The following is a 12,937-nucleotide window of genomic DNA, read 5'->3' on the forward strand; positions in this document are numbered from 1 at the left end:
AGAATGTTCATAAATTAATCAGTAAACTTATTTTATCTAACCTGATAAAATTTGGATTACCTTATTTATAGATTTTTTTTCTAATAAAAACCAATTTTTATAATTAAGCATAATTACTATACTGCCTGGTTAGGAGTAATTATATTATACTAACCGGATACGATTAAAATAATTACGATAAATATTATTGAATAAATATAATTTAATATATAAAAATGAAAATGAAAAATAAAATTACCTTAAGCTTCTTATGTCTATTATTTATTATTATCAATTTTTCTGCCCAATCAATCTCAAATAATAATAATAGTTATAATGCAGGATTTCGTGAATTAAATTTAAATGATAATTCACGACCGCTTCAAATTGCTTTAGTATATCCTACTTCAGCAAAACATCCCATGGCAAGAATTGGAGACAATGAATATATCATTGGCGAAAGTGTAATTTATGATGCGAAAATATCCGATAAAAACTTTCCTTTGGTTATTTTTTCCCATGGACTGAATGGGTCTTGGGATAATCATGTTTGGTTAGCTGCAGCTTTAAGTAAAAGGGGATTTATTGTGGCAATGCCTAATCATCCCGGAACTACCTTGCAAGATATGGATCCGCAACTTGCTCGAAATATGTTAGCCCGTCCGGAAGATATTCGCCGTACGATCAGTTATTTATTGGAAACTAAACAATTTTCGGATCATATAGATGCTAATAATATCTCTATTATCGGGCACTCTTATGGAGGATGGACTGCAGTAGAAGCTATTGGTGGTAAATCTTCTGCTAAAGTTTTCAAAAAAGAATGCCGTAAATATCCTATCATGTTGGCATGTGATGTTTTTAATGAGCAAATGAAAGACTTAGATGAAACATCAGATTTTTTAAAATTAGACAAGGACATGAAGGATTCCCGTATCAAAAAAGCTGTAATTTTAGATATAGGATTTGGCCGCATGTTTATTCCGTCCAGCTTATCGGAAATAAAAATTCCGGTTTTAGTGTATTCCGCCGGACCATTTGTAGAAAGAATACCGGCAAAATTAGAAACCGGTTATTTAACTAAATATTTACCGTCAAAAACAACTAAGCACATACCTTTGAATAAAGCTACCCATTACAGTTTTATGGCTATCTGCAGAAACAATGCAATTGAACTATTTCAAAAAGACAGACCGGATCAAGTTCCTACTTGTCAATTTGATACGAATGAGCGTGCAAATATTCATATTCAATTGATTGACCAAATAAGTAATTTCTTAGTAAAATAACCAGAAGCTTTAAAAAAATTTCATAAATGGCAAGAGTATATAAAAACTATTTTATAGCCTTGCCATTTTTATATACATCATTTCAATAAAATTAGAAAAAAATCACCGATAATTATATATAAGTTACTTAATCTTTAAAAAACATGACTTAACTTCTATTACTGTTATGATATCCTCAAAACCCTTTTCCTTATTTCGTTTTTAATCTCTACTAAAAAAGTGTAAAATTTTATCCCTGAATTTTAAAATAATAATCTTATTTTTGCAGGCAATACAAAGACAACAACACAACGCTAAAAAGTTTTATTATGTTTGAAAAGATTCTTATTGCAGAGAATTTCTCTAACGATAATTTTGCTGTTAAAAAGATAGTTGAAGAACTAAATATTCCTCATATTGACCAAGCAAATTATTGTGATGATGCCATTTCTAAAATTCGAAAGTCTTTTTCTAATAATTTACCTTATGGACTATTAATTACAGACTTAACATTTGACCCTAATCAAGAACATGCCATTACATCAGGGGAAGAACTTATTAAAGTAGCCAAAGAGGAATTTCCCGATCTTAAAATTATTGTTTTTTCCATTGAAGACAGACAGCCTATTATTAATTCTTTTTTTGAAAAATATAATATAGATGCTTTTATAACGAAAAGCGCAGAAAGTGCAAAAGAATTAAAGAAAGCTATAGAAGATGTTTATGAAAATAAAATATACCTGTATTCCAACAAATCTCAAAAAGGCGGATTATTTGAGTTCACAAACAACGACCTGGAATTAGTGCGCCTATTATCGGTTGGTATGAATGTACCTGAAATTTCAGTTAAATTCAAGACAGAAAAGGTATATCCCAACAGTGAAAGTTATTTAAATAAAAGATTGGTATCGATTCGACAACATGCCGGAGCTGCAACTACTTTACATTTACTTACTTTATTTTCGGATTGGAACTTAATATAAATCGTACGGTAAAATTTATTAAAAAATATTTTACAACCTAATTGATTTATTTTCAATTACATATAAAAGTTTAATGCATATATTCATGAAATCCATCAATTAAACAGTAAATATCCGATCCCTATATCCTTTCGGTATATAAATGATGGTTGAAACAGTTAGCACCTCATAAATATGCCTTTATTTTATTAAGGATATATCATTGATATTATCTAAATATCAATCAAATTGCTATTTTATCGCTTCTTTTTCAACATAATTCATAATAAATTTGCATTTATGAAGCGAAAAGATAATTTATCTTTATGGTTTGCAGGAGACATCAAAGCCGGATTTCCTTCGGCAGCAGATGATTTTCATTTGGAACGAATTAATTTGAACGACGAATTAATAAGAGATCCCGAAACCACTTTCTTGGCACGAGTAAATGGGGATTCTATGAAAGATATGAGGATTTATAACGGAGATCTTATTATCGTGGATAAAGCATTGGAACCTAAAAACGGCAATATTGCCGTATGTTATATAGACGGGGAATTTACATTAAAAAGACTAAAAGTAGTAAAGGAAAAAGGAATAGTAAAAGAAATTATTCTCCTGCCGGAAAACAAGGAATACGAACCGATCCGGGTTACTCCTGATCAAGATTTTATTATTTGGGGAATACTTACCCATACTATTATAAAATTTTCATAGCATGTACGCTTTATTAGATTGTAATAACTTTTATGCTTCTTGCGAAAGAGTGAGTAATCCCTCTTTAACAGGTAAACCTGTTTGTGTGCTTTCAAATAACGATGGCTGCGTAATTGCCCGTTCCAATGAGGCAAAGGCTCTCGGCATCCCTATGGGAGCTCCTGCATTTAAATATGAAAAAGTATTTGAAGAAAATCAAATATTCCTCTATTCCGCCAATTTTCCCCTATATGGTGATTTAAGTAACCGTGTAATGAATATCATCGGGCGTTATTGCAAAGAAGTTGAAATATATTCTATCGATGAAGCATTTATGAACTTTAACGGCTATATGCAATTAAATTTGCGGGAACATTGTTTAGACTTAAGAAAATATATACATAAAGGTGTAGGCATTCCCACCAGCATAGGAATTGCTCCTACTAAAACACTTGCCAAAGTAGCTAACAGGATAGCCAAAAAATACCCTGAGCAAACCCATAATGTATATGTTATTGATTCTCCCGAAAAAATTGAAAAAGCACTCAAATGGTTGCATATTGAAGATATATGGGGAATTGGAAGAAGATTAAACAAACGATTTCAGGCAAAAGGTATTCGTAAAGCCTATGAATTGGTTAATCTTCCGGAAACATTTATACGTAAAGAAATGGGAATAGTAGGAATCCGCATGATTAATGAATTAAAAGGAATTCCTCAGCTGGATATAGATTTGCCGGCTCGTAAAAAGTCCATTGCCACTACCCGCACCTTCGATTACATGACCGACAAACTAGAAGATTTAAAAGAAAGAGTAGCTACCTTTGCCGTGAAATGTTCAGAAAAATTACGCGCACAACAAAGTTGTTGTAATTATGTGACTGTATTCCTGCATACAAATTTCTATAGAGGCGATTTAATTCAACATCACCCCGCTGTTACTTTAACGCTGTCTAATCCCCACAATTCAGCTATTGAGTTAAGTAAATGCGCTCAAAAGGCATTGGAAACCATATATAAAAAGGGGTACCAATACAAAAAAGCAGGAGTTATTGTTTCTGGTCTAATCCCTGAATCGGAAAGACAAATTTCTTTGTTTGATGAGGATTATTACCTGAAACACCAACCTATTATGAAGATTATGGATAAGTTGAACCATAAATACCATGAAGATAAACTGAAATTGGGTTGTCAAGATATTAAAAGGACTTGGAAGATGAAGCAGACCCGACTTTCTAAACGTTTCTCTACCGATATGAGGGAACTTATACAAGTTAAGGTATAAGGAATATCCGGCTAAATATCATCCGATGATAATTTTATAAAAAACAGAGTGAATATGCGTGAGGATTTAAAAAAGATGGTTACCGATTTACCCACCGTTCCGGGAGTATATTATATTTATACCCATGAAGAACGATTGATTTATATCGGAAAAAGCAATAATATCAAAAAAAGATTAAGTCAACATTTTACTTGTACCGACCGTAAATCAGTAAAAATACAAAACTTTGCTTCCAAAGTCAGGTATGAACCTACAGGAAGCGAATTAATTGCGCTGCTTATGGAATCTGAGGAAATAAAACACCACAAACCTATTTATAATAGAGCGCAAAGGCACAGCATTTTTTATTATGGTTTATATCCCGAAATAACTCAAGAAGGGTATATATCTTTACAATTGAAAAAGATAGATAACCGATCACAGGAAATTAATTCTTACTTGAGCTTAAAGCAAGGAAAAGAAGATTTATTCCGCATTACGGAAACTTATAAACTTTGCCAAAAAATAAACGGATTGTATAAATCCAAGGCCCAATGTTTCCAATATACGCTACACGAGTGTTTAGGCGCCTGCGTTAATGAAGAACCCGTAGATGATTATAACAAGCGTGTGCATCAATATTTAGAAAAAAATTCTTTTCCACAAGAAACCGTATTATTAAAACTTCCGGGAAGAACAAAGGATGAAAAGGGATTAGTTTTAATTGAAAACGGAATTTATAAAGGATTCGGATTCTGCCCGAAAAGATCTCGAAAAAATCCGTTAACGTTTATTATGCCTAAATCGGATAACAAAGATGCGAGAAGAATTTTAAGAAGTTATTTGAAAAAAAAATAAAACAGGTTTACTATAAACCTAGTAATTTTGTTTTTCAATCAGTAATTATTTCCATACCGGTAATGTACTATATTTTTTGCCTCTATTAAGTACAGACAGACAATTGTTTACGTTTAATAAATCGTTTTTAGTGTTATATTATTTTACCTAATAATCATTTTAATTTAAAAAAATTTTCAAGATATCTTTTATAAATTTTTACATGAAAAATTAATAATAAAATAAAAATCATACTAGATAAAAAAGTAAACCATAAAGGCGAAAAAACTATCAACCAAGACCATTCTATAATATTTAAAAGTTTTAAAATGATAAAAGTAATTGTTAAAAATCCCGGCAAAGAAGAAAGAAAAATTAATAGTTTCATTTATCTAGAAGTTAGTTTTAATTTTTCAATTATATTATGAAAAATTTATTTAGTGCACACAAAGATACAAATTTCTAAAAAAATATACGAATTTTAATAAAAATACATGTATTTTATACAAGAAAGATAAGATAAAATAAAATATAGTATAATTCTAAGAATTCTTGATTAGTCGAATTTGATCGTATTCCATATATAAAACACACTGAGCCATTTTGTTAACTTCGTCCTGATCGTGAGAAACTACTAAGGTAGTAGAACCAAAAACAGCATGTGTCTTTAAAATTTCATTTTGAAGTTTTATCCTCATCGTCGAATCTATAGAAGACAAAGGTTCATCCAGAAGTAATAGATCCGCTTTTTTAGCCAAAGTTCTAGCAAGAGCAGTTCTTTGTTTTTGTCCTCCTGAAAGTTTATCAGGTTTCTGATTTCGTAAAGCATCTAATCCATAAGACTTAATTAGAGTATCCACCCATGCTTTATCTTTTACTTTATTTTGTGCAAAAGATATATTTTCTTCCACCGTCATATTGGGAAATAAAGCATAATCTTGAAACATGAAACCTATATTTCTTTTTTGCGGACTTAAATTTATGTTATTTAAAGAATCGTAGAAAATGCAATCTCCTACTTGAATTATTCCCCGATCGGGTTTTGTTAAACCGGCAATCATTCTAAGAAGTGTAGTTTTTCCTATTCCCGAAGGCCCGGAAATACATATTAATTGGTTTTCGGGAAGTTCAGTTTGCACAGATAGAATACGACTTCCTTCCGAGGTTAAAATTCTATATTCAATATCAATATATATCATTAAGAAAATTATATAGTTTTAATTTTAAAACCTTTATTAATGCTATAAATGAGAGTAAGCAATATAAATGAAATTAAAAATAAAATAAATGAATATTGATTTGCGGTCTTATAATCTAATGCTTGTACCTGATCGTATATGGCAATAGAAGCTATACGAGTTTCTCCGGGGATATTTCCTCCAACCATTAGCACAATTCCAAATTCTCCTATGCAATGCGCAAAAGTTAATGCTACACCGGTGATAAGAGAAGGCTTTATATTAGGTAATAAAACTTTGAAAAATGTAGTTGTTTTGGATTTTCCTAAAGTATAGGCAGCTTCTCTGTAACTTACAGGAAGAGACGAAAATCCATTTTGAAGTGATTGTATCATAAAGGGCAAACCTGCTATAATACTTGCTATAATTATGCCTTCAAAAGTAAAAGCTAATCTGGTATTAAAATGTTTCTCTAAAAAAGCGCCCGGTATGTTTTGAGGACTAAAGGCTACCAATAAATAATAACCCAGTACCGTGGGAGGAAGAACTAAAGGCATACAGATCAAAGCTTCTACCAGGGGTTTTATTTTGAAATGCGTATATGCCAACAGGTAGGCAACCGGCAACCCTATAAACAATAAGAAAAGGGTTGATAGAGTTGCCAACTTACCTGTAAGCCAAAGAGTGTTTATAAAATCTTCGCTCAATTAATTAATCTTTTTTTGCTAAACCGTATCCGTATTTTTTCCAAATATTGTCACATTTGGAACTGATGATATAATCCAAGAAACGAGAAGCTTCACCGTTTTTTTCCCACCCGTTTATAAGTACGGCAGCTTGTGCTATCGGTGGACATATATCTTCCGGTAATACATAATAGTGCCCCTTATTTTTCATTTCGGGTGCTAAGGCCAGCGATAAAGCAATAAACCCTATTTCTGCATTTCCTGAAAATGCATATTGAGCCGTCTGATTAATATTTTCTCCCCATACAATACGTTTACTTATTTTATCGTATAAATCCTCCTTTTTAAGTGCATTAACAGAATTTAAACCATAGGGAGCATTGTCCGGATTAGCAATGGCTATTTTTTTAACTTCCGGTAACAAAACGGCTGACAATCCTTGCGATAAATTCAATGTAGAACTCCACATGGCTACTCTTCCGTAACAATAGTTAACTGCCGATGCAGAAGTTAACCCTCGATCTTCTAATTTGCCGGGAAATTTAGTATCTGCAGACATAAAGAGATCAAAAGGGGCTCCATTAATAATTTGTTGGGTTAGAGTTCCTGAAGATCCATAAGTAATTTGGAGATCTGCGCCCGGGTAATCTTTAAGATATTGTTCTTTAATTTCTTCCAGTACATATCTTAAATTAGCAGCAGCGGCAATAGTAGCTTTACGTTCTTTTGTACAAGATATTAAGCCGAATAAAAATAGTAATATCGGCAAAAAAACTAGCTTACGTTTCATGATTATATAAAATTTTTAGTGTTGTGCTCCTTCAATTATTTTGAAAATATGCAGTATCGAAGGAAAAACTGCATCCATAGATTCTTCTGCTCCTTTGGTTGAACCCGGCATAGTAATTACTAAGGTATTTCCGATTAATCCGGCTATGCTTCTGGATAACATGGCTAAAGGCGTTCTATTTTGCCCATAGCTTCTTATCGCTTCAGCCACTCCCGGAATTTCTCTTTCCAGTAAAGGTTGAACCGCTTCAGGCGTAACATCCCTCTTAGATAATCCGGTACCGCCGGTTACTAAAATTAAATTTACTCCTTTCCGGTGATATTCTCTAATTTTGGTTTGTATATCCTCTTTTTCGTCCGGAATAATTTCATAATCTGAAACATCTACTCCTATGGTTTGAAGTTTTTCCATAATTACTTTACCAGCACGGTCTTTTTTATCACCCTTAGAAATGCTGTCAGAACAAACCAATATGGATGCAGTTAATGGTAAATCAAATGAATTTCTTTTATCTGATTTTCCACCTCTTTTTTCCAGTAATTTAATTTGTTGGATTTCGACATTCTTATCAATGGGTTTAAGCATATCATACATCGTTAGGGCAACTACCGATGCCGCATGCATAGCTTCCACTTCAACTCCTGTCTTATAAATGGTATGTATTTCAGCATAAATATAAATCTCTAACTCTTTCATTTCATAGGTTATGGAAGTATATTCTATGGGCAGCGGATGACAATCAGGAATCATGTCACTTGTTTTCTTTGCCGCAAATAATCCGGCAACTTTTGCCATTTCAAAAATATTTCCTTTGGGAACTTTGTTATCCTTAATAGTTTGAATAGTTTGTTGAGATCCCACCTTAACCACCGCTTGAGCTATGGCTTTTCGTAAAGAATTACTTTTATGCGTTATATTTACCACTTTTTTATTTTTTTAAATTATTTTTCTGCTTTGGTTGAAAAGAATACCGGTTTGAAAGTAATCATGATATAAGCCCATTGTGGAAACTTGGTATCAACCCCCAATTGATCTTTTAGTATTCTTGTTCCTTTGTTTTTCATATAAGTACTCCAACCTGCTTGTAAAGATAATGTTTGAGAAACTGTATAATCTGCCAATAAATCTATTTCAGATCCTATGCCTTTGTTATTTCGGTTATCCATTTTTTCAGCAGTTGAAAAAGTATGGAATCCTCCGTCAAAACTAAGTTTTGAATTAGCTTTTACAGACACTCCACCGTATAAATCAAGTAACCCTTGCTTAGGTAAGGTTGCCCAATACTCCATAGATCCATTAAAAGAATGGTTAGCTCCATAAAGTTTATTAAACGTGTGATCTTTAGATTTTGATAACGTGGATTTGGAACCTGAATAATAATCAACCCCTACGTTAGCTGAAATGAAATCGGAGAATCTATACTTAGTTTTCAAAGCTAATAAAGAAGCATCTAATTTACTGTCAGATCTATCATATCCAAACTGGTAATATCCGGTTGCATAAAATGAAAAAGGAATGCTGCGATCATCTAATCCAAAGTTAGCTCCTACTGTATTTCTAAAGATAGAAGTTTTTACTTCTTCAGGAACTTCTCCTTTTTGGAATCCTTCATTAACCCATATGGCAGAAGCTGTAAATTTTCCAATTGGTTTATATAACCAAGTATAGAATAATGATTTATAACTTTTGTCATACACAGATTCATAAAGGACATCTGCCGCATTGTTCCAACCTCCTCCGACATGTGCTTTAAATTTAGAAGTTTCGTATTTTAATTTTAAAAGGTCATGTGCATTAGGGGTATTGCTCCAATTACCGGATGAAAAAAGACGCTTGTCGTCATATTCTAAAATTTGACGTCCTAAAACTCCTGAAAATTCAGGGGTAAAGAAATATTCTGCCCAAGCTTCGTATACTCCTAAATTATTTCCGGTTTTATTTATTCCATTTGATCCGTACGTTTCCGTATCTTGTAAAGTAATTTTAACTTTATAATCTTTTTCAGAATAAGTAGCACCCAATCGTACCCTTAAATTATTCACATAAGCAGCATCTAAAGAATCTGCCAAAGGCTTACGAAAACCACTTCTTAATTCTCCTCTGGTTCTCAGTTCTCCGTCAATTTTAATTTTCTGTGCAGTTAAGAGACTTAAACTCCCTAAACTAAAAAACAACAAATAACAAATTTTTTTGTGTTTCATAAATTTAATTTTAGTTAATAATTAATTTTCTCTATTTAAACAATCGTTTTTCCCAATTTTCAATGGTTCCATTTTCTAAACGATTGCTAAATATTTTTTTCCAACTTAGTGCTAATGATTTTATCTTTAATAATTTGTTTAAAATTTCCTTATCTAAACAATTTTCTTTTTTATATAAAATAGTTAATAAATAGGTTAAACTATACTCGGGATATGGCCGATCTATTAGCTCAATAGTATCTCCTTCTTTTAAACTTCCTTCTTCCAATACACGATAATACCATCCTGTTTTTAAACTTTCTTGTACTCTAAGCGACATATCACTGCATTGAAAATGATAGTTTAATTTCCAACACGGTTGTCTGGCTTGACTAACTTCTAACACACAGCTGCCGATTTTATAAATATCTCCGATCATGACCGTCTCTTCCGTCATTCCTAATGAGGAAATATTTTCGCCGAATGCTCCTGATTTTTCTAATAAAGGAAGTTCAGGCAAAGACGTTTTCCAATATTCATAATTTTCAAAGGCATATTGATGTACCGCTTTTTCTTCTCCTCCATGATTGATCTTATCACTCTGTTCATCATTAATTAATCCCAATTTGGATACCTTTTGCGAGTCGGTAACTTTTTTTTTGTTAATGGCGCTTTGATATTCTGTGTTAGCCAAGCGTTGTATTTTACCTGCATGTAAAGAGCTAATTAAAGGTTTTTTCATGGTTTTATTGTTTGTTTTCTTTCCATTGGTAGCTGTTATCGCTAAATATTTCTTTACCCCAAATGGGAAGTTCTTTTTTTATTCTCTCAACTAATTCGTCACAAGCCAGCATAGCAGGTTTTCTATGTTTAGATGATGTAAAAACAAAAAGACAAATTCCGCCTTTTTTTACCAAACCGAGGCTATGATATACATGCATGCACAACAAATCATATTTAGAAAATATTTCTTCCCGTAGTTGTGAAAGTTTTTCAACGGCCATTTCTTGATAGGCGGTAAATTCTATTCCTTCAACTTCCTTTCCTTCAATTATATCTGCTCTAACTTGTCCTAAAAAAATACTATGTCCTCCAATATCTTTTTTATGAGTATGGCTTTGAATACTTTCAGAAATAAATTCTGCGGGTATAGCTCCCTCTAAAAATGGATACATTTTTTTCATATAATTTTCTATTTAAAAAATCGTGTCAATTCCGTTTCGAATATGCCATACAGCTTTATTGGGAAACAATTCTTTGGCTATCTCGACAGCTCGGTTGCTGCGTATTCCCGTTTTACAAACAAATACAATTGTATCATATTTTTCAAGAATAGGTATATTTTCTTCAATCACAGACAACGGAATTTGTATATGGTCGAAACCGGAAATTTTGGGTAGTTCATTTTCATTTCTTACATCAACCAGTATCGATTTTTCATTGGAAAGTACTTCTTCCAACCGGGTAAGATTTTCAATTTCATTATCGGATGAAAAAATTCCACAACTACATTCATAATCGATTGCTTTAAATTCATCTTCATTTTTTGGAGTTGAATTTTTTTCCGACTCGGCAAAATTAATAATTCGAGTACTATAATACAAGATGTTAAATATCATTAATTTATGTACTAAAGGTTCTCCGATACCTGTAATTAATTTTATAACTTCTTGGGCTTGAATAGTGCCAATTATACCCGTCAGAGTGCCCAAAACTCCTGTCTCATTGCAGGTTGGAACTTCTGAAGGTTTGGGTGGATCAGGAAACAAATCTCTGTAATTGGTTTTCATTTTATCTTTTTCCACATTGAATACAGAAACTTGACCTTCATATTGATAAATGGCTCCATATACTAAGGGAATATTTTTTAAGGTACAAATATCATTAAGAAGGTACCGTACCTGAAAATTATCTGTACAATCTACAACGATTTCATAGGAATCTATAAGTTTACATACGTTTTTTGAAGTAACCTTTTCCTTGAAAGAGATAATTTTAATAGTTGAGTTCATTTCTTCAAGCCTTTCTTTTGCTGCTTCCGATTTAAACTTTCCTATATCGCCTTCTTTGAATAAAATTTGTCTATGTAAATTGGTTAATTCAACAGTATCATAATCAACAATTCCCAATTGTCCAACTCCGGCTGAAGCTAAATATTGAAGCACGGGGCAACCCAATCCTCCTGCTCCCACCACCAATACACGAGACTTACAAAGTTTAATCTGGGCTTCCACACCAAATCCGGACAAAATTATTTGTCTGTTATATCTTTTAAAATCCATCGATTGATTAAATTAAATTTTTATCCTCCGGAATATGGCGGAAGTAAAGCTATTTCTGCACCTTCCGGTATCGGGTCTGTTTCTTTTGCATTTTGGTTATTAACAATAATCAAATAATTTAATGATTTTAATTCAGGAAAATAAGTTTCCAATATTTCTTTAAGTTCTGAAACAGTATTAACTTTATCATTAAGTTGATATTTTTCATTCTGAAAAATATCGGTTAATTTCCCGAAAATTTTAATATTCATATTGTTTTAAAATTTTTTTCGATTTTCTTAAATTCTTCTTGGGTATTTATATTTGAAAAGATATCTTTTTTAATTATCTCAGTTAGGTCGATTACTTTAGATTCGGATTCTATAATAAATTCCTTTAATTTTAATTGGTTATGGGCTAGTTTATCTTCTATAAATTGTAGTGCATCATAGGTATATATTCCAAACAATGGTTGAATTCTTCCGTTATAACTTGCTATGGTGGCTAAATTAGTACTGAGGTTGTTAACTAGATAATTAATTGCTTCGGGGGTAATAAAAGGCATATCACAACTTACAACAAATACATCTTTTTTTGAGTGATCTAATGCTGCATGAATTCCTCCCAATGGTCCTTTATTTTTAATCTTATCTCCAACCAATTTTAAACCGAATTGTTTATATTCTTCTTTATCCGTATTAATTTTAACCGATGGAAAACATTGGGATAAAACTTCAATGCTGTATTGTATTATAGGAATTCCGTTTAGTTTTTTCAAACCTTTATCTTCTCCCATGCGAGTACTTTTTCCTCCTGCAAGGATATAAGCTTCCATT

General features: G+C 32.1%; 16 protein-coding genes. 5 read left to right on the forward strand and 11 right to left on the reverse strand.

What is annotated here, in order from left to right; genetic code table 11:
- Window positions 1-221: 221 nt before the first annotated feature.
- The 5 genes from GFV00_RS02085 (at window position 222) to GFV00_RS02105 (ending at window position 5,027) form a co-directional block, all read left to right on the forward strand.
- Complete coding sequence (locus GFV00_RS02085) at window positions 222-1,268, forward strand: alpha/beta fold hydrolase (protein WP_160556483.1); 1,047 nt, start codon at window positions 222-224, stop codon at window positions 1,266-1,268.
- A 308-nt stretch (window positions 1,269-1,576) separates the two neighbouring features.
- Window positions 1,577-2,230: a response regulator gene (locus tag GFV00_RS02090; protein ID WP_160556480.1), complete on the forward strand. Its 654-nt coding sequence runs from the start codon at window positions 1,577-1,579 to the stop codon at window positions 2,228-2,230.
- A 279-nt stretch (window positions 2,231-2,509) separates the two neighbouring features.
- The gene (locus GFV00_RS02095; RefSeq protein ID WP_105297408.1) at window positions 2,510-2,926 is read left to right on the forward strand and encodes a LexA family transcriptional regulator; all 417 of its coding nucleotides are present in this window, start codon (window positions 2,510-2,512) and stop codon (window positions 2,924-2,926) included.
- Window position 2,927: 1 nt separating this feature from the next.
- Window positions 2,928-4,190 (forward strand): Y-family DNA polymerase, encoded by a 1,263-nt coding sequence (locus GFV00_RS02100; protein WP_160556478.1) that lies wholly within the window; start codon window positions 2,928-2,930, stop codon window positions 4,188-4,190.
- A 54-nt stretch (window positions 4,191-4,244) separates the two neighbouring features.
- Complete coding sequence (locus GFV00_RS02105) at window positions 4,245-5,027, forward strand: GIY-YIG nuclease family protein (RefSeq protein ID WP_160556476.1); 783 nt, start codon at window positions 4,245-4,247, stop codon at window positions 5,025-5,027.
- Between the two features lie 154 nt (window positions 5,028-5,181).
- Here GFV00_RS02105 and GFV00_RS09875 read toward each other — a convergent pair whose 3' ends face one another.
- From GFV00_RS09875 to GFV00_RS02160, 11 genes are all read right to left on the reverse strand, one after another.
- Window positions 5,182-5,394, reverse strand: a complete 213-nt coding sequence (locus tag GFV00_RS09875) for a hypothetical protein (protein WP_160556474.1) — start codon at window positions 5,392-5,394, stop codon at window positions 5,182-5,184.
- A gap of 154 nt (window positions 5,395-5,548) precedes the next feature.
- A complete protein-coding gene (locus GFV00_RS02115) occupies window positions 5,549-6,205 on the reverse strand; it encodes an ATP-binding cassette domain-containing protein (protein WP_160556472.1) in 657 nt (218 codons plus the stop codon).
- A gap of 8 nt (window positions 6,206-6,213) precedes the next feature.
- On the reverse strand, window positions 6,214-6,891 hold the full coding sequence (modB, locus tag GFV00_RS02120) for a molybdate ABC transporter permease subunit (protein WP_160542282.1): 678 nt from the start codon (window positions 6,889-6,891) through the stop codon (window positions 6,214-6,216).
- A 4-nt stretch (window positions 6,892-6,895) separates the two neighbouring features.
- Entirely contained in the window at window positions 6,896-7,660 is a 765-nt protein-coding gene (gene modA / locus GFV00_RS02125) for a molybdate ABC transporter substrate-binding protein (RefSeq protein WP_105297402.1), read from the reverse strand.
- A gap of 15 nt (window positions 7,661-7,675) precedes the next feature.
- Complete coding sequence (moaCB, locus tag GFV00_RS02130) at window positions 7,676-8,584, reverse strand: bifunctional molybdenum cofactor biosynthesis protein MoaC/MoaB (RefSeq protein WP_160556470.1); 909 nt, start codon at window positions 8,582-8,584, stop codon at window positions 7,676-7,678.
- A 17-nt stretch (window positions 8,585-8,601) separates the two neighbouring features.
- Window positions 8,602-9,861, reverse strand: coding sequence for an alginate export family protein (locus tag GFV00_RS02135; RefSeq protein ID WP_160556468.1), 1,260 nt, complete (start codon window positions 9,859-9,861; stop codon window positions 8,602-8,604).
- A 31-nt stretch (window positions 9,862-9,892) separates the two neighbouring features.
- Window positions 9,893-10,582, reverse strand: a complete 690-nt coding sequence (locus GFV00_RS02140; protein WP_160542285.1) for an MOSC domain-containing protein — start codon at window positions 10,580-10,582, stop codon at window positions 9,893-9,895.
- Between the two features lie 4 nt (window positions 10,583-10,586).
- Window positions 10,587-11,024: a molybdenum cofactor biosynthesis protein MoaE gene (locus GFV00_RS02145; protein WP_160556466.1), complete on the reverse strand. Its 438-nt coding sequence runs from the start codon at window positions 11,022-11,024 to the stop codon at window positions 10,587-10,589.
- A gap of 12 nt (window positions 11,025-11,036) precedes the next feature.
- Window positions 11,037-12,122, reverse strand: coding sequence for a HesA/MoeB/ThiF family protein (moeB, locus tag GFV00_RS02150; RefSeq protein WP_160556464.1), 1,086 nt, complete (start codon window positions 12,120-12,122; stop codon window positions 11,037-11,039).
- A gap of 20 nt (window positions 12,123-12,142) precedes the next feature.
- Window positions 12,143-12,373: a MoaD/ThiS family protein gene (locus GFV00_RS02155; protein ID WP_160556462.1), complete on the reverse strand. Its 231-nt coding sequence runs from the start codon at window positions 12,371-12,373 to the stop codon at window positions 12,143-12,145.
- Window positions 12,370-12,936 (reverse strand): molybdenum cofactor guanylyltransferase, encoded by a 567-nt coding sequence (locus tag GFV00_RS02160; RefSeq protein WP_160556460.1) that lies wholly within the window; start codon window positions 12,934-12,936, stop codon window positions 12,370-12,372. Before GFV00_RS02160 ends, GFV00_RS02155 begins: the two co-directional genes overlap by 4 nt.
- Window position 12,937 lies beyond the last annotated feature (1 nt).

It is taken from the genome of Apibacter sp. B3935 (assembly GCF_009827705.1).
In the GTDB taxonomy this organism is placed as follows: domain Bacteria; phylum Bacteroidota; class Bacteroidia; order Flavobacteriales; family Weeksellaceae; genus Apibacter.